Below are 25,507 nucleotides of genomic sequence, written 5' to 3'. Positions count from 1 at the left end.
TTGCTGGTATCCTGGACAGGTGCCCCCCCGGCTTATTTATCCCGCATAACCATGGAAAAGGAGCGTAAAAATCGGTCGGCATAAATTCCTCTACGATCCACCATTCATTCAGCATGCTGCCCGACCGCAGGAAACCCGCCGGCATCCCCCGGATAATGATCGCCGGTACCCACAGCGGGTGCGGGAAGACAACCGTGTCACGGGGCATAATGCAGGCCCTGCGCAGGAGCGGCCTTGTGGTCCAGCCGTTCAAGGTCGGCCCCGATTTCATCGACCCGACCCACCATACCGCGATCTGCGGCCGCATCTCCCGCAACCTGGATCCCTTCATGATGGGGGAGGACGGGGTTGCCGCGACCTTCCATGCCGCATCCGCTGGCGCCGATATCTCAGTGATTGAAGGTGTCATGGGGATGTACGATGGTCTCGAGGGAACATCCATGGCCAGTACCGCCCACGTCATGCGCATTCTCCGGACCCCGGCCTTGCTCGTTGTGGACGTTAGAGCGATGTCCCGCAGCGCACATGCCGTCATCAAGGGGTACCGTACATTTGAGCCCGGCATCAACTTGGCCGGGGTGATCTTCAACTGCATAGGAAGCCCCAGGCACCGGGCCATGATCGAGGAAGGGCTCTCGATCCGCGCCCTGGGCTTCATCCCGCGCATCCCAGAACTCGGTATGGAGAGCCGCCACCTGGGTCTCAAGATGGCATTTGAGCTGGAAGCCGACCCGCTCCCGGGGAACGTGGTGCTTGAGCACTGCGATGTGGACGGAATCCTTGAAATCGCCCGATCCGCTCCTTTTCTCCCGGCCGCTCCAGCTCGCCCGCGCCACATTATTCCTGATGTGACAATCGGTGTGGCGCGGGACGAAGCATTCTGTTTCTGTTACCATGACAACATCGAATGCCTCGAGCGGGCAGGTGCCCGAATCGCCTTCTTCTCTCCGCTGCGTGACCCGCTCCCTGAGGCGGACGGATACTATTTCTGCGGGGGATATCCCGAGCTCCATGCTGCTACCCTTGAGCGTGCGCCCTGCCGGACGGCAATAAGGTCGGCCGCGGAGAAGGGAATGCCGATCTATGCAGAATGCGGCGGTCTCATGTACCTCTGCAAGTCCATGACGGTTGGGGAGACGGATTTCAGGATGGCCGGCATCCTCCCCGGCAGTGCCCGCATGACCGCGGGTATCCAGGCGCTTGGCTACTCGGAGGGGCAGTGGACCGGAGGACCGGCGATGGCCGTTCCTGGCCTTCCCATCCGGGGACATGAGTTCCACTATTCAGCAGTGGAACCTGGCCGTGATGCACGCTTCGCCATCACCCTTAACCGGGGGACAGGTATCATGGAAGGCAGGGACGGACTCACCGAGTTCCAGGCCGTTGGAACCTATACACACTCGTATTTTTCGCCGGAATTTTCCGAGTCCCTGGTCAGCGCAGCCCGTAACCGGTAGCCCAACTGAAAAACCGGGCGCCAGGACGGGGTATCCCTGAAACGGTGATGACCCGGCAGTCCTGCTACTTCCCCAGCGCAGGAGGTGTGCGGGGTGGCCCGGAGAACCTGGGTCAGGGCAGACCATGGGTCCATGGCCCGGGAAAAACCATGCTTGCACAGGGGAGATGTGCCTGGTTTCCATGGGGCATGAGGCCAATCCGGTGGTCAAATGAGAGCCGCCGGTGGAACCCTGGGCAGGGGGCATGGGGAGGGGCTCCGGCACCAGGTAACCCTGGTTGGATGGGCGGGCGGTTTCCGGGAAGTCATAAAAGCGATCACGGACATACTCCTGGATAGCGAGGTGTGAATATGCCGGTCTTGAGAAGTGATGAAGTAAAGAAGGGCTACCACAGGGCCCCGAACCGTGCGCTGCTCAGGGCCCTGGGGATTACCCAGGGGGAACTTGAACGCCCGTTTATCGGGGTGGCAAATGCCTGGAACGATATCGTACCCGGCCATATCCACCTCCGGGCGCTTGCCGGGAAAGTGAGGGAAGGGATTGCTGCTGGCGGTGGCGTACCTTTTGAATTCGGGGTCATCGGGGTATGCGACGGTATCGCCATGGGCCATGAAGGGATGCGCTACTCGCTCCCTTCACGTGAAAACATTGCCGATTCCATCGAGCTCATGGCCCAGGCCCACCGGTTCGACGGACTTGTCCTTGTCGGGACCTGTGACAAGATCGTCCCTGGCATGCTGATGGCCGCGGCACGGATCAATATCCCGTCTGTAGTGGTGACCGGAGGGCCGATGTTGCCGGGTTACGCGGAAGGGCAAGACCTCTCGCTCATCGATGTATTCGAAGGAGTGGGCCGGGTTGCAGGCGGATCTCTTGATGAAAAAAGCCTTGCAGACCTGGAACGGTGTGCCATGCCGGGGTGCGGGAGCTGCCAGGGACTCTACACGGCAAATACCATGGCCTGCATGACCGAAGCGATGGGGATGTCGCTTCCAGGCTGTGCTGCTTCCCCGGCGGTCGATGCCGATAAACTCCGGATCGCCCGGTTGTCGGGAGAACGGGTACTCTCCCTTGTGCAGGAGAACATCTGCCCCCGCGATATCATTACCCGGGATAGCCTCGAGAACGCCATCCGGGTTGATATGGCCCTTGGCGGCAGCACGAACACGGTGCTCCACCTGATAGCAATCGCCAATGAAGCAGGTGTGCCACTCGACCTCGAGGCGTTTAACCGGATCGGCTCGCGGATTCCGCATATCTGTCACATGCAACCGGCAGGACCGCATTCGATGGCCGCACTCCATCGTTCGGGCGGCATACCGGCCGTCCTCAAAGCACTCGAACGGGAGCTTTCCGATACTCCGACCGTATCCGGGGAGAGCATCAGGTCGATTGCCAGGTCCGCACCGGTCCCTGCTCCATCGATCATCCAGACCATTGACTCTCCCATCAGCCAGGCGGGCGGGCTACGCATTCTGCGGGGGAGCCTCGCACCGGGTGGCGCGGTGATCAAGTCGGCAGCTGTCTCCCGCGATATGTGGACGCATCGTGGTCCCGCAAAGGTCTTTGACGGGGAGAAGGAAGCGATGGAAGCAATCCTTTCACGCCATGTCAGGGAAGGCGACGTGGTCGTGATCCGGTACGAAGGCCCCCGTGGCGGTCCCGGCATGCCGGAGATGCTCTCTCCGACCTCGGCGCTGATGGGGCTCGGTTACACCAGAGTCGCGCTAGTAACGGACGGGCGGTTCTCGGGAGGGACCCGTGGCCCCTGCATCGGCCACGTCACCCCTGAGGCAGCGGCTGGCGGCCCGATCGGTCTCGTCCATGACGGAGACACTATTGCAATCGACCTCCATGAACGGACGCTTGATGTCATCCTCCCCAGGGCGGAGCTTGAACGAAGACGCTCATTCTGGACCCCAAAAGCAAAGCCGATCAGCGGCGTTCTTGCCCGGTATGCAGAGACCGTTGCCCAGGCAGACCGCGGAGCCGTCCTTGGCAGAGAGTAACTGGAGGGGGCGGACACGAGGCCCGAATCCATCCCTGGACCTGGCATCAGTAACAACCCTTAACGTGCCAGGGCAGGAAGCTTTCTGGAGAGACCATGACAGAAGAATCGGATATCTATACAGAAGCGACCTGCTGCCACTGCGAAGGCATCGGCTGCATCTACTGCGACCGCACCGGTAAAGTCCTGGTGAAGCGCCCTGCCCGGAAGTGCCGCCACTGTGACGGGATCGGATGTATCTACTGCGGGTTTACCGGGTGGGCCGGGCTGAAGGGGAAATACGATTGAAAGCAACCTCGCATTAACACATCGGAAAGGGATCGGGAGCGGAAATAAAATCTCTCGTTTTTTTCCCGCGATCTGGTTTCAAGGGCAAGGGGCCCGGGCATTTCCAAAACAATTCAAACAATGGCCATTACCGGCGACTGAAAAAGAGGAAGGTTACTGGCAGAACACCATGGTTCCGGCAATCTTGTCATGGAGTCCCTGCCGGTATGCGGTGAATGCGATGATCAGGAATCCTATGAAGAGGGTGAGAACACATAGCCACTTTCCAAAGAAACGAAGGGTTGCTCTTGAGAACGTGATCCTGTTTCCCTGCATGTCGGTCACTGCTACCCGGATTACCAATTTTCCAAGCGATGCCTGGTTCCTGGAGCTTTCAAGGTAGGCGAAATAGATCCAGGGGATCAGGAGGAGGAAGATGCCAGCGGAGAGAAGGATCTGGGGCGGAATTGCGGCATTGACGATCTGCCCGGTGGCATCAGTCCTCGGAACATGCAGGTAGTACTGATACAGCATCCTGATCGTCTCCGATATCGGGTCAGGATACCTGAAAAGCCAGGAAACGATACCGACAAATGCAGCAGCCATAAGATCGAAGAGAACAAGAAAAATGAGATCGATTAGCCCCCCGAGGAACCTTCCTCCGAGACCGGCGAATTTCTCGGTCCTGATGCTCCCCACCCGTTTCCGGGTGAAGGGACGATCGCGGTACATGGTCAGGTTGGCACCACACCATTGGCAGTATTTTCCTGATTGTTCTGTCACTTTTCCACATTTGGGACAGTACATCAGTTTACTCCTCTATTTACACATTGTACGGTCATATCTTTAATGTATCGGTTAATCCCGGGCTCGGATTTCAAATACATGCAATTTAATAAAAATTGCGCATTTTTCTTCAGGGGGATTCCAACGTAGAAAGTTCCCTGGTGCCTGGCTTTCCTGCAGAACGAATGGACGAATAGGAGAGCAAACCTGTCGTTCCTGCCACAGGCAGGGAGACGGTTATCAGGGCCGTGAGCTGCCCTCCCGGGGTGGTGACTGAGAACATGGCTCTGGCAGGCTTAGGGTAGCGATTGAGAGAAGCGAAGCCACCGGACACCTGCGATGATGATGAGTACGGTCACCTCACGCACGTGTGAGCCGGAGGAAGATATCACCGTACCTGGCAGCCACGATGGTGACCGCCATGAACTACACGGCATCAAACACGTTCAACCTTCGACTGCCATGATCGCTCTCGTGCCGATCACGGGACGGCAGCAACAAGGAGGATACAACCCTTCATACAGGAGACGTGGATAACCATGCGGTTTATCCTTCTGGAACTGGATAAATTCCTGTTCCCCACAGGAGATGGATGAGAAGAAAAAACGGGCTTGGGGGGATTTGAACCCACGGCCTACGGATTAAGAGTCCGTCGCTCTGCCGAACTAAGCTACAAGCCCTGCTATGACCTATATCATTGGTTGCAGCAGTGTCATAAATCTTTCTTATTTTCCCTTGAACGGCCCTGGAATCGGAATCCGGCCTGTCAATGCCGTCAGAAACCTGGTTGTAACTTTAATATCCCGTTGGAGCCCATATGTGCACATATGCCTGATCCGGCGCAGACCGAACCTCCGGGCCGTGCGAAATATGCCCTGCTAGGGTGCGGCAGCACGGGATACCATATCCTCCAGGAGCTCCGTGATAATGCTGCCAGGATCCTGGTGTTCGACAGGAACGGGGACAGGGTCAGGGAGCTCCGCGACCAGGGAATCGATGCCGTGGAACGGGATATCACCTCGCCTGATCTGTTCTCAGGCCAGCTCGTGCCTGAGATCGCCTTCGTCCTTTCCGACAACGATGCCGCGAATCTGGCCGCCGTCAAGACCCTCAAGGAGTCTGACCCGCACGTACACGTTCTCGCCCGGGCCCCGGACGCCATCGCTGCTGCCCGCCTCGAAGAAGCCGGGGCGGACGTGGTCATCAACCCGCACAAGGTGATGGCGAAAGCGTCGGTCCACCAGATCATGAAGCTTCACTCGAACCGGATCTCCCAGCGCCTCTACTCCCTGCTCGCAGGATGGGAGGGGACTCTCGGGATCATCGCCCATAAAAACCCCGATCCGGATGCCATTTCGAGTGCTCTCGCCCTGTCGGTTATCGCAGCAAACGCCAACCCGAACCGTCTCTCGTGCCGTATCTTTTACGATGGTATCATCGGGCACCAGGAGAACCGGACCCTTGTAAACCTGCTTGAGATCAAGATGGAGAAGGCGGATCCCTCGGCCATCCAGGAATGTACATACCTCGCCCTCGTTGATTCCCCCGCCCCCGGGGTGAACAACTCACTCCTCCCCAGAACGCGGGTGCACATCATCATCGACCACCACCGGGATGATCAGGGTGAGGATTACGGGGCGGTGTTTGTCGATGCCCGTCCCGGGCTCGGCGCTACGGCGAGTATCTTCGCCCAGTACCTGCAGGAGCTCGATATCCCTGTTGATAAACGGGTTGCCACCGGGCTTCTCTATGGCATCCGGTCCGACACCCGCGACTTCCGTCGGAACGTGACTCCGCAGGACCTGAACAATGCCGCGTTCCTGCTTCCGCTCACCGATGCGGATCTCCTTGACCAGATAATGTCCCCCACGCTCTCCCAGGAAACGCTGGACGTTCTCGGTACCGCTATCCGGAACAGGAAAATTACCAGCGGGTACCTGATAAGCAATGTCGGGTTTGTCCGGAACCGTGATGCTCTCCCCCAGGCAGCCGATCTCCTGATCAGCCTGGAGGGGGTCAACACGGCGCTCGTCTACGGTATCTCAGATGAGGCTATCGTCATGTCCGCCCGGAACCGGGATGTCCGGATCCACATCGGGAATGTCCTGCGCGAAGCGTTCGGTGATGTCGGCGATGCCGGGGGCCATCCCAGCATGGCGGCAGCAACCATTCCCCTCTCTTACTTCTCCCGGGTCAGGGAGAAAGAGGAGCTCCTGGTTCTCATCATGGATCCCCTCATTGCCCGGTTCAACAGAATTGTCGGCCTCGAAAATGAGGGCAAGAATGGACTTTGAGGAGTGGGAGCCCTACTACACCCGGATCCTGGAAAGTTTCGGATTCGAACGGGAGAAGGACGAAGAGGCCGCCCTGTTGCTTGCCGCGCTCCTTCCCGGAGACGACCTTCCGCTCCTCGATGCGCTCTGCCGGGATACCGTTGTCACTGTCTGCGGGAATGCACCCTGCCTGAAGGACGAACTTTTCCGTATCGAGGGAAATGTCTTTGCTGCTGATGCCGCGTCCGAAGTCCTCCTCCGGGCAGGCATCCGGCCTGACGCTGTATTCACCGATCTTGACGGGGCAACCGATGACTACCTTTCCATGAATTGCGAAGGAACGGTCATGGTGATCCATGCCCATGGCGATAACATACCGCTCATCAGGTACTGGACACCAAGGTTCGCTGGTCCGGTTGTCGGTACCACACAGTCCCGGCCTGTCCCGCCGCTTCACAATTTCGGGGGGTTCACCGACGGAGACCGGGCGGTCTTTGCCGCAGACCACCTCGGGGCGGACCGGATTATCATCATCGGGTTCGACCTCGATGACCCGGACGTCGATTTTATCAAGCGGGGGAAGCTCCAGTGGGCACGGCAGCTCCTCGCCCTGATCGGCTATGCCTGCTGAAGCCCTCCTGATCGATGGCTATGTCGATGAACCTGCCTGTCTTGGGGTTCCTCCCTACATATCCCCGTATATCAGGACCGTTACCGGCGTGCTCCGTGAACACGGGTTTCTTCCCCGCTATCTCACCATCGACCAGATCCGCACCGATCCGCAGCTCCTCGTGCGAAGGGACGCCATAGGAATTGTCGTGATGATTGCCGGGATCACCGTCCCGGGAAAGTACCTGGGCGGGACCCCCGCCACCCTGACCGAGATCCAGCAGATCGGCACACGGCTAAGGGGAATCGTACGCCTGCTTGCCGGACCGATCGGGTTTGGATATGCCCCGGAAGGAGGAAAAAAAGCAACCCGCCAGGCTGTGTCGGGATTCGATCACCTGCTTGCCGGTTCGCCCCCGGAAGCGCTTGACAATTTCCTGTCCGAGGGAAGAACGTACGGATCCCTGGACTATGCCCGCTCGGATCCGTGGAGTGTCGGAGGAGCTGATATCATCAGGCAACACCCCTCGTATCCGTTCGTCATGTGCGAGCTCGAGACCGCCCGGGGGTGCCCACGGTCGCTTGCCGGCGGATGCTCGTTTTGCACCGAACCCTTCTACGGGGCACCCCGATATCGGAGCGTCAGCAGCATATCCGGGGAAGTTACAGCGCTTGCCCGTGCCGGTGCCCGCCATTTCAGGCTCGGGAGGCAGCCCGACCTCCTTGTCTACCAGTCACCCGGCGGTGCATATCCGGTCCCGCAACCGGAACGGATAGGCGAGCTGTTCGCCGAGATCAGGGCTGCGGCACCAGGCCTTAAAACCCTGCATATCGACAATATCAACCCTGGAACCATTGCCCGCCACGAGGATGCTGCCCGGAGTGCGCTCCGGGAGATAGTCTGTTACCATACCCCGGGTGACGTTGCCGCTTTCGGAATGGAGACCGCCGACCCGGCCGTTGTCGCGGCAAATAACCTCAAGGCAGGGCCGGAAGAGGTGATGCAGGCCATCGCTATCGTGAACGAGGTGGGGGCTGTCCGCCGGGATGGTATCCCCGAGCTCCTCCCCGGTCTGAACTTCGTCTGCGGCCTTGCCGGGGAGACCCCGGAGACCTATACCCTCAACGAGCAGTTCCTGTCCCGACTGCTCTCCGGCAACCTGCTGGTTCGAAGGGTGAACATACGTCAGTTGATGGCATTTGAGGGGACCCGCGCATACAACGACAACACGCTCGGGTTGCATGCCGCCAGGTTCAGGGTATTCAAGGAAAAGGTCAGGAAAGAATTCGATCTCCCGATGCTTCGGAAGGTGTTTCCTCCGGGAACCGTGCTCCGCGGGGTGGTGATCGAGCAGGAAGGGCGCATCTCATTCGGCAGGCAGATGGGTTCCTACCCTATCCTCGTGGGAATCCCTCTCAGACTCCCGGTCCGGGCCGTATTCGACGTGGTGGTCGTGGAACACGGGATGAGGTCGGTAACCGCCCTTCCCTCCCCGATACGGATCAACGAGCTTCCGCTCGCCGCTCTCAAGTGGATCCCCGGGATCGGTGGAAAACTGGCAGGAAGGGTTTTTTCGCACCGGCCGCTGAGGGATAAACAGGAGCTAAGGTCCCTGGCGGGAATACTCCCGCTCGAGGACCATATCTCTTTTATTACATCTCCTTGAGCTCGATCACCTTCATGATATCTGTCCGGCTGACGATCCCCAGCAGTATTTCGCCATCCATGATGGGGATCCGGCCGATGTTGCTGCCGGACATGATCCGAAGGGCATCGATGACCGGTGCCGATGGAGGGAGCGTTATGGCACCCGGGGTCATGATGTCGCGGACCTGCATGGCTTCCCTGTCCAGGGAGGGGATCTTATGGACGTCGGCAAGGGTGACCATCCCAACCACGATTCCCCGATTTAGGACCGGGAAGCCCAGGTGCTTGGTGGCGTACATGAGGTCGATCACGCTCCTTACCGTCATATCCGGCTGAACGGTGAGCACTTCCCGGGCCATGATATCGCCGACTGTGACATCCTTGAGTAAAAAACTGTACTTGACGGCTGTCGATTCCTGGGAAGCCCCGATATAGATAAAGAAGGCGATGAGGATCAGGATTGGGCTTAAGAAAAAAATTCCGACGAGCCCGAACACAACGGCAAATACCTTCCCAACGTCGGCGGCAATCTTCGTTGCCTTGTTCAGGGGCATCCTTCGTGCAAGCCACGCCCGGAGCACACGTCCTCCGTCCATTGGAAACGCAGGAAGGAGGTTGAAGCCAAACAGGAAGACATTCAGGAGACCAAGGTACCCAAAGGTGAAGACAAAGGCTCCTGCGACAGGAGCTGCAGCGATTACCGCATCGCACAGGTACATGATGCCGATACAGATGATCCCGACGGCAAGACTGGTGAGGGGGCCCACAAGCGCCATCGGGAGCTCGATCTTTGGATCGGGGGTCTGCTCCTCCATGGATGAGATTCCCCCGAAGATGAGCAGCGTAATGCTGTTGATCCTGATCCCTCTGCTCTTTGCAAGCACGGAGTGTGCCATCTCATGGATGAATACTCCGAAGAACAGGCCGAGGGCCACAACCGCCCCGAAGACATAGGGAGTGATCCCGGACCCTATCAGGCTGGTGTCGATCCCTATAGCGAACAATTTTGAGATCAGTTCGGATGTCAGGATGATCTGGCTCCCGATGACCCATGCAAAGAACGGGATGATGAGAATAAATGTCCAGTGAAGGAGCACAGGAATACCGTAAATCGTCCCGATTTTGAACGACCCGTTCATATAGAGGGGTATATTTTTAACTGAATAGTATATATCTTTCATTGATTGGGATGAGAAACCAGATTACTGAGATGTTTGAACTGAAGGTGTACACCGAAAAAAGCGTCTTTGTCGGTGAGGTTGAGGATGTCCTCATCGATGTGGAATCAAAGAGGATGGAATCGATTGTGGTGGGAAAGCTCAACCAGCAGCTTGTGGATATCAAGAACTACAAAGGCCTGAAAATACCGTTCCGCATTATCAGGAGTATCGGCGATATCGTTCTCATCCGCCACCTGCCCGGTGCATTCAGGCCGGAGGATGCCTGACCACGGGCAGGAGTATCTTTTTTCGTCCGGGAGTCCTCACAGGACAGCGCTCATGAAGAGACGGGAGATTTACAGTTCCCTGACCTGTATACCACCGGTCTTTGTCCGGATTGACGGAAGGAACTTTCATGTCATAGCCGACAAATGGGGACTCGAGCGGCCGTTTGACCTCAGGTTCTCGGAAATGATGACCACTGTTTGTGAACGCCTGATATCGGATTCGGGCCTTTCTCCTGCGTTTTCCTATACGTTCTCCGATGAGATCAGCCTGTATTTCCCTACCCTCCCTTTTTCCGGGAGAATCGAGAAGATCGATTCGGTGACGGCATCCTATGCCGCAAGTGCCCTGACCCTCGAGGCCGGTTCCCAAATCCCGGTTTCATTCGATGCCCGGATCATCCAGGTCACTCCCGAGGTTGCCGTCCAATACCTGATAGAGCGCCAGATCGAGGCTTGGAGGAACCATATCAATGCCTGGTGCCAGTATGCTTTGGCAGAAGCAGGGTGCAGCAGGACCGAGGCAGCACGGCAGTTAAAGGGACTCTCATCGGCATCATTGCATGAACTGGCATTCTCACATGGAATCAACCTGGCCAAAACGCCTGTATGGCAGCGAAGGGGCGTTCTGGTTTACCGGAAAGGTAGGACGATCGAAGGGTGGAACCCACGGCTTGGAAGGATGGTCCGGTCGGTCAGGACCACCGTTGAATGCGACCGGGCTCCCCCGCTCTTCAGCTCTCCCGAAGGACGGTTATTCCTTTCCCGGCTCTTTGCGGAACTGTGAAATAGCGATCACCACCGGGATGCCTTCCACATCCCATTCCCGTGACAGTTCGAACCCGGGCAGGTCTGCATTCCCATCCCTGGCGGTGATGGACAGGGCAGCGGCCCGCACCTGCTCCCCGATCCCCTCTTTCCAGAGATCGCCGACAAGTCCAGCCACCCGCTCATCGGTGATGGCCGCTGCCGCAGTAATGTAATCCTCGACCCGCAGGTCAAGCTGCCTGCGCATCTCCTGGATACGGCGGATGATCTCCCGGGCATACCCTTCTGCTTCGAGCTCGGGCGAAAGCGTGGTATCAACGTATACCTTCCCGCCATCCATCGGGGCCTGGAAAATGCCGGGGGGAAGTTCTTCCACGAAAGTGACCATGCCCGGCACGATGGAGAACGTTTCGCTGTCATGGCGGAGGACTACCTGCTCTCCCCGGTCATGCGCGGCCTTGAGGCGAGCCGCATCGGTTGCCGCGATGAGCTCGCGCACCAGGGGCCCTTTCTTCCCGAATGCTGGTCCGAGCGCTTTCATGACCGGTTCGGCCCGCCATCCGGACCGGTCATACGAGTTTTTGAGGACCCGGACTCTCCGCGCATTTGCCCGATCCCTGCAGATGGTGTTTAAGTCTTCGATCGCCCGGGCCACTGCATCGTCACCGGTCACTACCACGCATTCGGCAACCGGCCAGCGGAGTTTCCGATGTCCTGCCTGCCGGGCATTGGCCTGGGCCTCATCAAACGAGCGGACCGCTGCCATCTCCTGTTCGAGACGTTCATCGACAAGGTCTCGGTTGCCCGGGAACCAGGCGGTCATGTGGATGCTTTCCGGGTCTCCCGGAAGCTTGAGGTTCTGGTACATCTGCTCGGTAATATGCGGTGTAAAAGGGGCCATCAGTCCGCATAGCCGGCGCAGCACATAGGTGATGGTCTCGTAGGCATCGGTCTTTTCCGCCGATTCCCCTTCAAGCCACATCCGTTCCCTCACCAGCTGGACGTACCAGCGAGACAGGTCCTCGAGGATGAACGAGATGAGCATCCGTGTCGCCCGGTGGAGCTGGCGTTCCTGCAGGGCATTATCAACCTCTGCCGCGCACGAGTTGATGCGGGAGAGGATCCACCGGTCTTCCGGTGCCATGCGGTTCAGGCGCATTGCCACTCCGGAAGGGTCCCATGCCCCGTCCACACCGGCTGCCGGGGAAAAACCATCAAGGATCATGTAAGGGAGCGGGAACCGGTACACGTTCCAGAATATGTTCATTGCCCGGTTCACGGTCTTGACCCCGTCCCAGTTGAACTTGAGATCATCCCAGGGAGCGCTCGAAGAGAGGACGTAGAGCCGGAGGACATCCACTCCCTGGGATGCGACCACCTCTTCCGGGGTGACTACGTTTCCCAGGCTCTTGCTCATCTTCCGTCCTTCGGCATCAAGGGCAAATCCGTGCATCAGCACGCTCCGGTATGGGCAGCGGCCGAATGCAATGGTGCTTGCTCCAAGCTGGGAGTAGAACCAGCCGCGTGTCTGGTCCTGCCCTTCGGTAATGAAATCAGCTGGCCAGAGACGGTCGAATGCTTCTGTTTGTGCCGGGAACCCGAGTGTCGCCCAGGAAGCGACTGCCGAATCGAACCAGACATCGAAGATATCCTCTACCCGTCGCATGGATCCACCGCAGGTGCATGGGACCGGTATCTCATCGACATAGGGCCGGTGGGGATCAGGGAGCAGCGATCCACTAGCCTCCTCAAGCTCACGGACGGTGCCGAAAACCCGGGTCCTGCCACACGAACGACATTCCCAGATGGGGATGGGGATCCCCCAGTAACGCTGCCGGGAGATGCACCAGTCGCGCGCCTCCTTGATCCAGTCGTAGAACCGTGCGCTGCCGGCCCATTCGGGATACCAGGTCACCTCTGCAACTTCATCGAGCATGCGATCGCGCAGCTCCGAGGCTTTCAGGAACCATTGCTCGGTAGCCCTGAAAATGATGGGGGTCTTGCACCGCCAGCAGTGACCGTAACGGTGCACAACCGTTTCCCGGGCCAGGAGGTAATCGCCGAGATAATCGAGAACCACAGGGTCTGCCGCCTTGATGAAGGTGCCAGCGATCTCCCCTGCCTCTTCCTGGAACCGGCCGGTTGAATCTACCGGGCAGATGATCGGGAGGTTCTCCCGGCAGGCCAGCAGGTAATCATCCCACCCGTGCCCGGGTGCGATGTGGACCATCCCCGTATTTTCAAGGGTGACGAAGTCAGCGGTCACCACCCTGTGAGATATCTCCTTTTGCAGGGGGATCTGCTCTTCAAGCGGTGAGTAGAAGGTCAAGGACGTGAGATGACTGCCACCCGCTTTTTCGAGGACTGAATAATCCTGGTACCTCCCCTTCCTGAGCACAGGCTCGACCAGCTCATCGGCAATCCAGAGGATCTCTCTCCTCCCTCCTTTGATGGCCTCGACACGGGCATAGGTGATATCGGGGTGGACGGCAACAGCGACATTGGCCGGGAGGGTCCATGGCGTCGTTGTCCATATCACCAGGTATTCGTTTTCCCTGCCGGTGACCGGGAACTTGACAAAGATTGACGGGTCGCTCTCATCCCAGTACTCGACCTCGGCATCAGCTATCGCGGTCGCGCACCGTGGGCACCAGTTGACCACGCGGTGCCCGCGCTCGAGCATCCCTGCCTCATCGGCTTTCTTCAGGGTCCACCATGCCGCTTCGATGTACCCGGGGTGCATGGTCTGGTATGGGTCATCGAAATCCAGCCAGACACCGAGATCCTGGAACTGCCGGCTCATGATCGCCATATTTTTTGCGGCGAACTCCCGGCACCGATCGATAAACGGCCCGATGCCGAAACGCTCGATATCCTTTTTGGAGGAGAATCCCAGCTGCTGTTCGACCCTGACTTCGATGGGAAGACCATGCATGTCATACCCGGCGCGGGCAATGACGTTTCTCCCGGTCATGCGGGTGAACCGGAGGATGCAGTCCTTGATGATCTTGTTCCACGCCGTGCCAAGATGGATATGGCCGGTGGTATAGGGTGGCCCGTCAACAAAGAAGAAGTCCTCATCGGCTGCATGGAGATCTTTTGTCTTCCGGTACACGGCGCTCTCTTCCCAGAACTTCTGTATGGCGTCCTCGATCTCCCGTGCACTGTATGTACTGGCAGCTTCCTTCACCCGGATCCTTCCTCCCGGTTCATCTACCCGCATCTCCGGTTGCGCATATATTCACAGCTATTATCCTACTGAACACAAAGTAGTTTCTTTAACCAGGCACCTCCAATCCGGGGATGTGGCAACGGTGAGCAGGATGGCAGCAGGCAATGTTCCCGAATACCGGTTCTTGGTCGGCGGCGAGTGGAGAGAAAACCCGGCACCGATCGAAGTGAGATTTCCCTACACGGGCGATACCATCGCCCGGGTACACCAGGCAACCGTGAGGGATCTCGAAGATGCAGCAGGCATTGCAGAAGAGGCCTTTGAATGCACCAGGCGGCTCTCTTCCGGGGAGAGAAGCAGGATCCTCTCTTCCATTGCCGACCAGGTGGAGTCCAGGGCATCAGAACTGGCCAGGGTGATCGTTCTTGAAAGCGGGAAAACCGTGACGTCTGCCGCAGTCGAGGTCCAGCGGGCAGTTGCAACCCTTCGCACCTCTGCTGAAGAGGCAAAGAGGATCGGCGGTGAAGTTATCCCCCTTGACTGGACCGAGGGCGCCGAAGGCAGGATCGGGATATCCCGGAGGTTCCCGTGCGGGCCAGTCCTTGGAATCACTCCGTTCAATTTTCCGCTCAACCTGGCCTGCCACAAGCTCGGCCCGGCAATCGCCGCTGGAAACCCGTTCATCCTGAAACCGGCATCAGCCACACCGGTCTCCTCGATCCTGCTTGCCGAGATGGCACTGTGTGCAGGACTTGCCCCCGAGGCACTCAGCGTGGTCCCCTGCCCGGGAGAACTTGCCGAGCGTCTCGTCTCCGATTCCAGGATCGCGGTCCTGACCTTCACCGGGAGCCCGGAAGTCGGCTGGTCCCTTAAAGAGCGCGCCGGGAGGAAGAAGGTTACGCTCGAGCTTGGTGGAAATGCGGCCGTAATAGTGCATTCCGATGCCGACGCGGACTACGCAGCGACCCGGATCGTGGCCGGAGGGTTTTCCAATGCCGGACAGGTCTGCATATCAGTGCAGCGGGTTCTCCTGCATGAAGACATCCATGATTATGTACTTTCCCGCATCTGCGCCGGGACAGCTGTTCTCAGGACAGGTGATCCACGTGACCAGGGGACGGATGTCGGGCCGATGATCTCTGCGAGTGCTGTTGACCGTGCAGGCCGGATGGTCGATGAAGCGGTTGCCGGTGGAGCACAGGTCGTTATTGGCGGAACGCGGAATGGTCCGCTCTTTTTCCCGACAGTTCTTTGCGGGACCCATCCCGCGATGCGGGTGGAGCAGGAGGAGGTTTTCGCACCGGTCATCACCGTGAACCGGTACAGCAATTTCGATGATGCCCTGGCCAGTGCCGGCCGGAGCAGGTATGGATTGCAGCTCGGGGTGTTCTCCCGGGATTTCGGGCGCATCATGAAAGTGTTTGCCGAATCCCGCGTGGGAGGGGTTGTGGCAAATGATATACCCACGTTCAGGGTCGATCACATGCCCTATGGAGGGGTGAAAGGATCTGGAACCGGCCGGGAAGGTCCGCGGTATGCAATCCAGGAGATGACCGATGAACGCCTCCTTGTACTGGATGCCCGGGGTGACCGGTAGTGGGTGAAGATGCCGGAGAAGATGCAGTGGGGCCGCCAGCCCAGGTTGCGATCATCGGTCCGGGTACATGCACCCCTGACGAATATGCGGCCGGGCGTTGTATCGGCAGGATCCTTGCAGAAAACAAGGCCGTTGTCCTGTGCGGGGGGCTGGGAGGGGTGATGGAGGCAGTGTGCAGGGGAGCATGGGATGAGAAGGGTACCACGGTCGGGATCATTCCTGGTGCAGATGGCGGGAACCCTTACCTTTCCGTGGTGATACGCTCGAACCTCGGCAATGCCCGGAATGCGGTCATCGTCCAGTCAGCCGATGCCGTGGTTGCAATCGGAGGGGCCTATGGAACCCTCTCCGAGATTGCGCTTGCCCTGAAGATGGGAAAAGCGGTGTTCGGGTTCCGGACCTGGGACATCGCAGGAGTCGCTTCCTGCAGGAGCCCAGAAGAAGCTGCGATCAGGGCACTTGCCGCCGTACGCCGGTCTCGAGGGTAGCGTAACCGCCGAGACGGGATAGGATCTCCCTGAATTCGGGCGATGAGATTGCCGTTTCCAAGGCCCGCATCCTCGGGTCATCGCCATCGGCGGTCCGGAAGGCGATCTCATAGCGTTCTTTGCCGACCGGGACAAAGGGGAGCCCGAGCGCCTGTGCCGCCGAGTAGACACACATCCCGGCTTCCGCTTCACCGGTCTTTACTGCCAGCGCAACGCCGATATGGGTAGTCAGTTCCCGGTCGTAGCCCGGGATGCTCCCGGTAGCAATACCCATCTCCCTGAGCCGGTAATCGAGGAGGAGTCGTGTTCCTGACCCCTTCTGCCGGTTGACAAAGGAATGACCCGGAAGCTCGGAGAGAGTGAGCCCTTCCCGGGACACGATTCCCTGTTCACGCTCCGCAACGCAGACCAGGGTCACCTCTTCTCCCGGAAGGTATTTCTCCAGGAACGGGATGTTGTACTCGCCGTCTTCTGGGGAGAGGAGGTGCATGGGGGCAGCATGGCAGCTCCTCCGTTTCAATGCCAGGATCCCACCCATGCTGCCGGTATGGGAGGAATGAAGAGACACTCCCCTGGCGCCGACCAGCTCGGTTAGATGGTCGAGCGACGGGTCATGGCTCCCGGTCACCAGGAGAGCGGAAGCCGCCTGGCTGCGTGGAACCAGGAGTTCCACGGGGACCGTCTGTCCTGCTTCATAACCTTCGAGTTCATCGGGAATCCGGAGAAATGCGTTTGCCCGGACCCCGCTCATCTGGACCCCGGATCCCCGCGAGAGCGGTACAGCGACCCAGCGGTCCCGGATATTCCCAATTGACAGGAGGACGAATTCGCAGGTCCCGACCTCGGAATGGAGGGTTGTCGTGAGCTCTGCGGTAAGAACCTCCGGATCCGGAGCCGGGAGGCCGAACCGGGAGAGCAGGGGGACTATGACCTCCCGGAGCACAGTGAGTGCCGAAAGCGGGTAGCCAGGCATCCCGATGACCGGCACCGATTCGACCCTCCCGATTATCGCAGGTTTTCCCGGTTTGATGCCGATCCCATGGACCAGGACTTCTCCTATCTCCGCCATAACCAGGGCTGTGAAATCCCGCGTTCCAGCCGAAGAACCGGCAGAGACGATAACTACGTCATTTTCAGAGGCTGCATGGCGGATTGCGGCCCGGATTTGATCGGGTTCATCGGCTGTCGGGGGGTACCGCCTGCAGGTTGCTCCAAGCGAATTGAGCCATGCCTGGGCCATAACAGTATTGCTCTCGACGACCTGACCAGGGAGCGGGCGAATTCCTGCGGGAACAAGTTCCGTTCCTGTAGGGATGATCCCGATCGTGACGGTCAGGACCGGCACTTCCACGAACCCATACGCGGCAAGTGCACCGATATCGTGGGGACGGATGCGATGGCCCGACGGGATTATCATCTCTGATTCGGCGATGTCTTCGCCTGCCGGCCGAACATGCTGCCAGGAGCTCGCAGATTTCCGGATAACCGCGGTCCCGCCGACCATCCGCACATCCTCGATCATGATCACCGCATCATATCCTGCTGGTATGACATTGCCGGTGTTCACCCTGGCAAAGTCATGGAGCGTGACCGCCTTCTGCTCACTGGCCCCCCAGGTATCTTCGCTCCTGACCGCGATGCCATCCATTGCCGCAAGGTGCACCTCGGGAACCGAGTACCGGGCAAAGAGAGGTTCGGCCGTGATCCTCCCGACCGATCGTTCGATCGCACAGGTCGTGCGAACCCGCCTCTGTGGGAATTCCTGCCGGATGAGATCCTGCACTTCACGGAGCGTTTTGAGCGAGAGATACCGTTTCACCAGATTATCACCTCGACCACGTCGCCTTCTTCGAGACCCTCCACTCCGGGCGGTATCCTGACCAGGCCGTCGCTCCTGATGAGCGTATTGATGAGACCCGATTTTCCGAATTCGGGGAATGCCATGCCCTCGGACAGGCGGACCCGGACATAGTCCTCTCTCCCCTTCATGGACGAAATGTTCTCGGCGAGGATAGCCTGGCGTGTCGGCAGCCTGCTTTCCCGCTGCCCGGTCATGGCGGCGAGGAGCGGGCGCACGATCACCAGGCTGACCACCAGGGACGAAGCCGGGTGCCCGGGAAGGCCTATGACCGGCTTTCCCCTGGCGCGGCCAATGATGGTAGGCTTCCCGGGAGCAATCGATACCCCGTGCACCAGCACTTCCCCGGCATCCCGGATGATATCAACGGTCATATCACGGTCATCTTTCGAGCTGCCGCCCGAGAGAACAACCGCATCGCACCGGTGAAGCGCCTTGTCGAGGAACTCCTGCAGGCGGCTTCGGTCATCGGGTACGATGCCAAAGTATTCCGGCAGGCAGCCCTGTGAGGCGAGGTATGCACCGACCAGGTAACTGTTGATGTCCCGCACCTGCCCCCCTGCCGGGGTTTGCGAGACCGGGACCAGTTCGTTGCCCGTGGATATGATTCCGACCACCGGCTGTTTCCTGACCGGGACCAGGGTGGTGCCGACCGCTGCCAGGGCACCGATATCCCTGGCTGAGAGCCTGGTACCGCGTGCGATGACAACCGAACCACGGGTGAAATCTTCACCCCGGACCATGATGTTCTCTCCGACCGCGACCGGCCGTCTCACAAGAACATCATCGCCGATACTCTCGGTCACCTCGATCATAGCCAGCCCGTCCGCACCTCCGGGTATGGCTCCCCCGGTGGGAACATACACGCAGGTCCCGGGACCAACGGTCATTCCGGCCGGTGTACCCATCCCAACCATGCCGGTCCGATGGAGCATTGCAGGAAGCGACTCCGAAGCACCGATGGTATCGGAAGAGACCAGGGCATAGCCGTCCATGGTGGCCCGGGTGAACCCCGGGATGTCGATGTCGGCTGCGATATCCGAGGCAAGCACACGCCCGGATGCGAAGGTCAGCGGGACATCCTCCCGCTCCATCAGCGGGGCGATGGATTGGGCGGCCTTGACGGCATCTTCAACGGAAACTGTCCTGAAAAAGAGAGTCATCTGAAGCAGCCCAGCTGGCAACCCCTGATCTTGACACTATTCCGGTTACAGTACCGGGAGATGTCCATCTTTGCTATACCGTATTTTTCAGATATGGTGAATGCCTGTGGACACGTTATTTCCTTGCCGATCCCTTCCTTTTCGAAAACGGAACGTATCTTTTCTTCATCCATAGAAACAATAGTACGTGTACTGGGAGATAGGGTTTACCATGTTTCCAGCATCACGAGATAGAATATCCAGGGGACAGGCCCGGTGAGGATCGCTTTGGTGCACTCCCGGCAGGATCCGGGAGGACGCACGATACGGCATCATATCGATGATCTTCTCTCCCGGCCCGGTGCCGGCCTGCAATTCCCGCTCTGCCAGCATGATCTCTCGTTTCATGAAGTCAGGGAACGACTGATCGCGCAGGATAACCTTGACCAGTCGCTCGATGCCGACCTGATCCTCTTTCTATCCCGTCATTCAAGCATCAATCCCGTCCCGGTGCTGACCGTGCATGTTACGGGGAACACCGGTCCTGCACGACTCGGGGGCAGGCCATCGTCACTGGCACAGGCTGCGCCTTCGTGGATGCACGCCATCCTCTGCCGCCTCGCGGATCATGCCCCCCCTGGGTACCGGGTCTGCTACGAAGTGACCCATCACGGCCCCACAGAGCTCGACATCCCCTCACTATTCGTTGAAATCGGGAGCACGGAACGCGAGTGGACCGATCCCTGTGCGGGAGAGGCCGTTGCCCGGAGCATCCTTTCAGCGGAACCCCGAAGTAACATCTCCCTGGTAGGGATAGGGGGAACACACTATGCCCGTCGCGAGACAGAGATCGCCATCAGTTCCCGTGCGGCATTCGGGCACATCATCCATTCACGGGAGACGGGTTTTATCGACCGCGAACTGCTCCTGGAGCTGGTCCGGAAGAGCACGGCCGATGCTGTGTATTTCGATCGAAAAGCCCTCAAACCGGGCGAGCTTTCCAGGCTGGACCGCCTGGTAGCAGAAGCAGGCATACCCCGGCTCACCGAGACTGAGATACTCGGGATGAAGGACCTCTCCTGGGATACCTGGAACCGGATCAGGGAACTCGCCCGCTCAATCGATCCCCGGGCAGAACTGCACATTACCGGTGCAGTTGCAGATGGCGCTCCGGCTGCCATCAGTCTCCCCCTGGATCTTGTCCATGAAGCGAACAGGGTTGATCCTGCAGGATTTGGCGAGGCGCTGGAGAGGCTCCCGGTAATCGTCCTTTCCACGCCCAAAACTTCTATCCTTCCGGTCTTTATCGTCACCGGTGAAAGCTCATCCGTTGTACTGAATGATTTAATAAGCTTATGCGTTACAACCATAAGTAGAGGAGAAAACACGGCGATTGAGGGCAATCAGCTCATAATCAGGAAACCGAAGTTTGACCCGGACCGTGCGCGCAGTCTGGGTGTTCCCAGGGGACCGCTCTTCGGTGATCTGGTGCGGGGCATTCCGGTGATTGTCGATGGCCGTGAGATCACTCCGGACATGGTCCGCATCTGTGAAGAGAAGTATATCCGAATCCCGGGATTGGAGAAGAAAAGATGAGATCGATTGTTGAAGAGGCGCTGACCAAGGTGAGTTCCCAGCCGGATGATATAAAAACGGAAAATGAGGAACTCGACCAGATACTCAAAGAACTCAAGACCGAGATCACGGTGATCGGGTGTGGGGGGAGCGGCTCAAACACCATCACCAGGATGAAAGAAGAAGGAATCTGCGGGGCTACCCTGGTTGCCATGAATACCGATGCCCAGCACCTCGCCAGGACTGTTGCAGACCATCGGATCCTGATCGGGAGGCAACGCACAAGGGGTCTTGGTGCAGGATCCATCCCCCAGATCGGCGAGGAAGCCGCCCTCGAAAACGAGCAGGACATCAAGCGATTCATATCCGGCAGTGACATGGTCTTCATCACCGTCGGCCTGGGTGGAGGGACAGGTACAGGAGCGGCACCGATCGTCGCGAAAGCTGCCCGGGACGAGGGTGCCCTTACCATCGCGATCGTCACCCTGCCGTTCACCGCGGAAGGCTCGATCAGGATGGAAAATGCGGAAGCGGGTCTGGAACGGCTGAGAGATGTGGCCGATACGGTCATCGTTGTCCCGAACGACCGCCTCCTCGAAGTCGTCCCACGACTCCCACTCTACGCCGCGTTCAAGGTTGCCGATGAAGTCCTCATGCGGGCGGTCAAGGGCATCACGGAACTGATCACCATGCCCGGCCTGGTCAACCTCGATTTTGCAGACGTCCGAACAGTCATGGAACGCGGAGGGGTGGCCATGATCGGAGTCGGGGAGAGCGACAGCGAGGACAAAGCAGCCGATTCAGTCAAGAAAGCCATCCGCTCGCCCCTTCTCGATGTAGACATTTCGGGTGCAACTGCCGCGCTGGTGAACGTGATCGGAGGCCCGGACATGACCATGGCCGAAGCCGAGGGCGTCATCCAGGAAGTGTATAACAGGATCGATCCCGGAGCGCGCATTATCTGGGGGGCACAGGTTGATCCGGGGATGCAGGCCAAGATGCGGACCATGCTGGTCGTGACAGGGGTGCGGTCGCCACAAATATATGGTAGGAACGAAAAAATAACCCCCAAAGTCCAGAAACAGTTTGAGATAGATTTTCTCAAGTGATACCTCATGGAGATTGCAAAACCTGATTTCAAAATCAATATCAACGAGGAACTCTTCCGCAAGTACTGGCGTATCCTCAAGCTCGCACGAACTCCAACGAAGGAAGAGTTCAGGAAGATCGCCCTGGTTGCTGCGGCAGGCGTCCTCATTGTCGGGTTGATCGGATTCCTGATCTACATTGGCATGATTCCCCTGCCCTGATGGATATGGAAGAATTCACCAACCGTATTTTTGCTATCAAGACCACCTCGAAGCAGGAAAGAACGGTCGCTGATAACATCAAGAAGGCCATCGAGACCAAGGCCACTGATGTCCAGGTGGTAGCCATCATCGTACCCGATGAGCTGAAGGGATATGTTCTTGTGGAGACACCGGAGAGCCTGGCCCGGATCGAGCAGCTGGTCGAGAAGGTCGCCCATGCGCGTACCGTGGTTCGAGGTGAGACAACGCTTCGCGAGGTGGCCCATTTCCTTGTCCCGAAACCGGTCGTCAGCGGCATCTCGGAAGGCACTATCGTCGAGCTCATTGCCGGTCCGTTCAAGGGTGAAAAGGCCGTCGTAAAACGGATCGACACCGGAAAGGAGGAGATAACAGTCGAGCTTTACGAGAGCGTGCTTCCGATCCCAATAACCGTCAGGGGAGACAATGTCCGGGTTGTCGATCGCGGCGAGGCGAGCTGAACATGGGTCCAATGGACATCACTGGTCGGCTATAACATTTAAGTCCCTCCGGGTCAACCTTTTTTAACCCACGCTGAATACCCATCAGCGGGACAGCATGGTGATACCATGGCAGACGTGGTCGAGGTTTTAGTCCCTGGAGGCAAGGCAACAGCCGGTCCGCCCATCGGCCCGGCACTCGGACCACTTGGTATTAACGTGAAGGCGGTCGTCGACGAAATCAACAAAAAGACAGGGAACTTCAACGGTATGCAGGTACCGGTGAAGATCAATGTTGACGACAAAAAGAACTTCACGGTCACGGTGGGGATACCGCCCACAACGGCTCTCATCAAGAAAGAGGTTAATATCGAGAAGGGATCCCCCGAGCCCAACTTACAGGTTGTTGGGGACCTGCCGATGGAGGCTGCAGTCAAGATCGCCCGCATGAAGGCCAATGACATGCTCTCCTACGACCTGAAGAATGCGGTCAAGGAAGTTGTCGGGACCTGCGTGAGCGTTGGCGTCAATGTTGATGGCAAACGCCCCAAGGAAGTCCTTGCGGCAATCGATGCCGGAACATACGACTCGGTCTTTGTATAGGCTTGTGAAAGAAACCATAGGAGATCAGAAGAGGTCGATAACTATGGAGGAAAGGCATGGTAGAAAGGGCCAGGATTCTGGAGGCCGTGGAAGCGGCCATTAAAAAAGCGCCGGAACGGAAGTTCTCAGAGAGCGTTGATCTCACCATCAATCTCAAGAACATCGACATGGCGCAACCGAAGAACCGTATCGATGAGACGATTCTTCTTCCCCACGGCACCGGCAGGAAAGTGGGTATAGCGGTTCTTGGCAAGGGCGACATCACCACCCAGGCACGGGAGGCGGGTGTCGACCTGATTATCAGTCCTGAAGAGATTGAACGGCTCGGTGGAGAGCCACGCGAAGCCCGGCAGGTTGCAAGCTCGTATCGCTTCTTCCTTGCCGAGACCAGCGTGATGCCCCAGGTCGGCCGGTTCCTCGGCCCGCGACTGGGACCCCGGGGCAGGATGCCGACCCCGATCCCGGGCGGGACCGATATAAGACCGATCGTCGAGCGCCTGAGGAACTCGGTGAAGGTCCGGACCAAGGATAAGAAGACGTTCCATGTGAAAGTCGGGTCCACCAAGATGCCGCCGGAGCAGATCGCCGATAACATCGATGCAGTCCTCAAGAAGATCGAGAGCACCCTGGAGCAGGGGCCCATGAACATCAGGTCGGTCTACGTCAAGACTACCATGGGGCCGGCGGAGAGGCTGGTATAATGGCGCTGTACACCCATCACCTCCCTGCCTGGAAGAGGCGGGAGGTCGAGGAGATCAAGGCAGATGCCGGCAGGTACGCGCTCATAGGACTCGTTGACATGTACGGCATTCCCGCCACCCAGCTCCAGCAGATAAGGAGGAACCTGCGAGGATCGGTGAAGCTCAAGATGACGAGGAACACGCTGATCGAGCATGCGTTCTCCGAGATCGGCGGGGAGATCGCCGTGCTTGCCGGCCGGCTTTCTGGTCATTCTGCGCTCATTTTCACCAACGAAAACCCGTTCAAGCTGTTCAAGAAGCTCGAAAAGACAAAGACCAAGATGGTGGCAAGGCCCGGTGAGAAAGCCCCCGACGACATCGTGGTCGAAAAAGGACCGACCAGTTTCAAACCGGGTCCGATTGTCGGCGAACTGCAGCAGGCGGGAATTCCCGCCGCCATCGAAGCGGGGAAGGTGAAGATACGCGAGACCAGGACCGTGGTCAGGAAAGGGGACACCATCGGTCCCAAGCAGGCCGATGTGCTGGCAAAGCTTGGTATTAAACCGATGGATGTCGGGCTCATCCTCCAGGCAGCATTCTATGAAGGCAGCCTCTATGAGCCGTCCGTCCTTGCCATCGATGAAGATCTCATCTTCAGCCAGATCACCATCGCCTCACAGCAGGCATTCAACCTCTCTGTCAATGCAGTCATCCCGACCCAGGAGACCGCAGCGCCGATCATCGCCAGGGCGGTGAGAGAGGCACGGGGACTTGCCATTGAGGCAAGCATCTATGAGAAAGACGTGATCGATGGAATCATCGGAAAAGCACAGAGAGAAAGTGCAGCCCTCCAGAACATGGTCAGGGGATCCTGAATTCGAATTTGAAGAGTAGGTGAAAGGAATGGAGTACATCTATGCAGCCCTCCTCCTCCACAAGGGAGGAAAGGCAATCAAGGAAGAGAGTGTAAAGGCGGTCCTTACCGCTGCCGGTATCGCTGTTGACGACGCCCGTGTAAAGGCACTTGTTGCCGCCCTCGAAGGCGTAAACATCGAAGAGGCAATCAGCAAGGCAGCAGCGGCCCCCGTCGCCGTCGCAGCCGCACCCGCTGCCGCAGCTGTTGCAGCCGCGCCCGCTGCCGCTGCCGCAGAAGCACCGGCAGCCGAGGAGAAGAAAGAAGAGGAAGAGAGCGGTATGGCAGGGCTTGGAGCCCTGTTCGGCTGAATCCCTCTTTTCCCGTGAAAATGGCTCCGCCATTTTCATGCTGTATACCCGACCGCGGTGGTCACAGGCAGTACATATGAAATGGTCTTACCACTTTTTGTTCCGCATTCTTGCATCACCACGCAAATCATGCGGTTATC

General features: G+C 58.5%; 24 protein-coding genes and 1 tRNA gene. 19 read left to right on the top strand and 6 right to left on the bottom strand.

The window, feature by feature from the left end; translation table 11 throughout:
• Nucleotides 1–113: 113 nt before the first annotated feature.
• The 4 genes from IPI71_08985 (at nucleotide 114) to IPI71_08970 (ending at nucleotide 3,753) form a co-directional block, all read left to right on the top strand.
• Nucleotides 114–1,457 (top strand): cobyrinate a,c-diamide synthase, encoded by a 1,344-nt coding sequence (locus IPI71_08985; protein QQR70766.1) that lies wholly within the window; start codon nucleotides 114–116, stop codon nucleotides 1,455–1,457.
• A 210-nt stretch (nucleotides 1,458–1,667) separates the two neighbouring features.
• A complete protein-coding gene (locus tag IPI71_08980; GenBank protein ID QQR70765.1) occupies nucleotides 1,668–1,805 on the top strand; it encodes a hypothetical protein in 138 nt (45 codons plus the stop codon).
• Between the two features lie 2 nt (nucleotides 1,806–1,807).
• Nucleotides 1,808–3,466 (top strand): dihydroxy-acid dehydratase, encoded by a 1,659-nt coding sequence (gene ilvD, locus IPI71_08975; protein ID QQR70764.1) that lies wholly within the window; start codon nucleotides 1,808–1,810, stop codon nucleotides 3,464–3,466.
• Between the two features lie 95 nt (nucleotides 3,467–3,561).
• Nucleotides 3,562–3,753 (top strand): hypothetical protein, encoded by a 192-nt coding sequence (locus IPI71_08970; GenBank protein ID QQR70763.1) that lies wholly within the window; start codon nucleotides 3,562–3,564, stop codon nucleotides 3,751–3,753.
• A 153-nt stretch (nucleotides 3,754–3,906) separates the two neighbouring features.
• Here IPI71_08970 and IPI71_08965 read toward each other — a convergent pair whose 3' ends face one another.
• Both IPI71_08965 and IPI71_08960 read right to left on the bottom strand, forming a co-directional pair.
• Nucleotides 3,907–4,539: an RDD family protein gene (locus tag IPI71_08965; GenBank protein QQR70762.1), complete on the bottom strand. Its 633-nt coding sequence runs from the start codon at nucleotides 4,537–4,539 to the stop codon at nucleotides 3,907–3,909.
• 585 nt (nucleotides 4,540–5,124) lie between these two features.
• Nucleotides 5,125–5,198: transfer RNA gene (locus tag IPI71_08960), tRNA-Lys, on the bottom strand.
• Nucleotides 5,199–5,345: 147 nt separating this feature from the next.
• On the opposite strand from IPI71_08960, the gene IPI71_08955 reads away from it, so the two are divergent.
• The 3 genes from IPI71_08955 to IPI71_08945 are packed head-to-tail and all read left to right on the top strand — an operon-like array spanning nucleotide 5,346 to nucleotide 9,067.
• A complete protein-coding gene (locus IPI71_08955; protein ID QQR70761.1) occupies nucleotides 5,346–6,812 on the top strand; it encodes an NAD-binding protein in 1,467 nt (488 codons plus the stop codon).
• Nucleotides 6,802–7,422 (top strand): DUF115 domain-containing protein, encoded by a 621-nt coding sequence (locus tag IPI71_08950; protein QQR70760.1) that lies wholly within the window; start codon nucleotides 6,802–6,804, stop codon nucleotides 7,420–7,422. The genes IPI71_08955 and IPI71_08950 overlap by 11 nt, the downstream gene beginning before the upstream one ends.
• Complete coding sequence (locus IPI71_08945; GenBank protein ID QQR70759.1) at nucleotides 7,412–9,067, top strand: radical SAM protein; 1,656 nt, start codon at nucleotides 7,412–7,414, stop codon at nucleotides 9,065–9,067. Before IPI71_08950 ends, IPI71_08945 begins: the two co-directional genes overlap by 11 nt.
• Here IPI71_08945 and IPI71_08940 read toward each other — a convergent pair.
• Nucleotides 9,054–10,187 carry a CBS domain-containing protein gene (locus IPI71_08940; protein QQR70758.1) on the bottom strand — a complete coding sequence of 378 codons (1,134 nt, stop codon included), beginning with the start codon at nucleotides 10,185–10,187 and terminating at the stop codon, nucleotides 9,054–9,056. The genes IPI71_08945 and IPI71_08940 overlap by 14 nt on opposite strands.
• A gap of 50 nt (nucleotides 10,188–10,237) precedes the next feature.
• Between IPI71_08940 and IPI71_08935 the strand changes: the two genes are divergently transcribed.
• Together IPI71_08935 and IPI71_08930 are read left to right on the top strand one after the other, a co-directional pair.
• Entirely contained in the window at nucleotides 10,238–10,495 is a 258-nt protein-coding gene (locus tag IPI71_08935; GenBank protein QQR70757.1) for a PRC-barrel domain-containing protein, read from the top strand.
• Nucleotides 10,496–10,547: 52 nt separating this feature from the next.
• A complete protein-coding gene (locus tag IPI71_08930) occupies nucleotides 10,548–11,279 on the top strand; it encodes a tRNA 5'-guanylyltransferase (GenBank protein ID QQR70756.1) in 732 nt (243 codons plus the stop codon).
• On the opposite strand, the gene IPI71_08925 is transcribed toward IPI71_08930, so the two are convergent.
• Nucleotides 11,247–14,450, bottom strand: coding sequence for an isoleucine--tRNA ligase (locus tag IPI71_08925; protein ID QQR72010.1), 3,204 nt, complete (start codon nucleotides 14,448–14,450; stop codon nucleotides 11,247–11,249). The genes IPI71_08930 and IPI71_08925 overlap by 33 nt on opposite strands.
• Nucleotides 14,451–14,583: 133 nt before the next feature.
• On the opposite strand from IPI71_08925, the gene IPI71_08920 reads away from it, so the two are divergent.
• Nucleotides 14,584–16,029: an aldehyde dehydrogenase family protein gene (locus IPI71_08920; GenBank protein QQR72009.1), complete on the top strand. Its 1,446-nt coding sequence runs from the start codon at nucleotides 14,584–14,586 to the stop codon at nucleotides 16,027–16,029.
• A 26-nt stretch (nucleotides 16,030–16,055) separates the two neighbouring features.
• Entirely contained in the window at nucleotides 16,056–16,517 is a 462-nt protein-coding gene (locus IPI71_08915) for a TIGR00725 family protein (protein QQR72008.1), read from the top strand.
• On the opposite strand, the gene IPI71_08910 is transcribed toward IPI71_08915, so the two are convergent.
• Together IPI71_08910 and IPI71_08905 are read right to left on the bottom strand one after the other, a co-directional pair.
• Nucleotides 16,480–18,339: a molybdopterin biosynthesis protein gene (locus IPI71_08910; GenBank protein ID QQR72007.1), complete on the bottom strand. Its 1,860-nt coding sequence runs from the start codon at nucleotides 18,337–18,339 to the stop codon at nucleotides 16,480–16,482. The two genes, IPI71_08915 and IPI71_08910, sit on opposite strands and share 38 nt — an antisense overlap.
• Nucleotides 18,333–19,538, bottom strand: coding sequence for a molybdopterin molybdotransferase MoeA (locus tag IPI71_08905; GenBank protein ID QQR70755.1), 1,206 nt, complete (start codon nucleotides 19,536–19,538; stop codon nucleotides 18,333–18,335). The genes IPI71_08910 and IPI71_08905 overlap by 7 nt, the downstream gene beginning before the upstream one ends.
• A gap of 255 nt (nucleotides 19,539–19,793) precedes the next feature.
• Here IPI71_08905 and IPI71_08900 point away from each other — a divergent pair, with 255 nt between their 5' ends.
• From IPI71_08900 to IPI71_08865, 8 genes are all read left to right on the top strand, one after another.
• Nucleotides 19,794–21,113, top strand: a complete 1,320-nt coding sequence (locus IPI71_08900) for a D-tyrosyl-tRNA(Tyr) deacylase (protein QQR70754.1) — start codon at nucleotides 19,794–19,796, stop codon at nucleotides 21,111–21,113.
• Nucleotides 21,110–22,201, top strand: coding sequence for a cell division protein FtsZ (ftsZ, locus tag IPI71_08895; GenBank protein ID QQR70753.1), 1,092 nt, complete (start codon nucleotides 21,110–21,112; stop codon nucleotides 22,199–22,201). The genes IPI71_08900 and ftsZ overlap by 4 nt, the downstream gene beginning before the upstream one ends.
• 6 nt (nucleotides 22,202–22,207) lie before the next feature.
• On the top strand, nucleotides 22,208–22,402 hold the full coding sequence (locus IPI71_08890; GenBank protein QQR70752.1) for a protein translocase SEC61 complex subunit gamma: 195 nt from the start codon (nucleotides 22,208–22,210) through the stop codon (nucleotides 22,400–22,402).
• Between the two features lie 5 nt (nucleotides 22,403–22,407).
• Nucleotides 22,408–22,881, top strand: coding sequence for a transcription elongation factor Spt5 (locus tag IPI71_08885; protein QQR72006.1), 474 nt, complete (start codon nucleotides 22,408–22,410; stop codon nucleotides 22,879–22,881).
• Between the two features lie 108 nt (nucleotides 22,882–22,989).
• Nucleotides 22,990–23,463, top strand: coding sequence for a 50S ribosomal protein L11 (locus IPI71_08880; GenBank protein ID QQR70751.1), 474 nt, complete (start codon nucleotides 22,990–22,992; stop codon nucleotides 23,461–23,463).
• Nucleotides 23,464–23,519: 56 nt separating this feature from the next.
• Complete coding sequence (locus IPI71_08875; GenBank protein QQR70750.1) at nucleotides 23,520–24,164, top strand: 50S ribosomal protein L1; 645 nt, start codon at nucleotides 23,520–23,522, stop codon at nucleotides 24,162–24,164.
• Nucleotides 24,164–25,018, top strand: a complete 855-nt coding sequence (locus IPI71_08870; protein ID QQR70749.1) for a 50S ribosomal protein L10 — start codon at nucleotides 24,164–24,166, stop codon at nucleotides 25,016–25,018. Before IPI71_08875 ends, IPI71_08870 begins: the two co-directional genes overlap by 1 nt.
• Nucleotides 25,019–25,046: 28 nt before the next feature.
• Nucleotides 25,047–25,367: a 50S ribosomal protein P1 gene (locus IPI71_08865; protein QQR70748.1), complete on the top strand. Its 321-nt coding sequence runs from the start codon at nucleotides 25,047–25,049 to the stop codon at nucleotides 25,365–25,367.
• Nucleotides 25,368–25,507: the final 140 nt, after the last annotated feature.

The organism is Methanolinea sp., assembly GCA_016699325.1.
GTDB lineage: Archaea > Halobacteriota > Methanomicrobia > Methanomicrobiales > Methanospirillaceae > UBA9949.
Note: the sequence above shows the minus strand (reverse complement) of the source record. Positions and strands in the feature narration are given on the sequence as shown.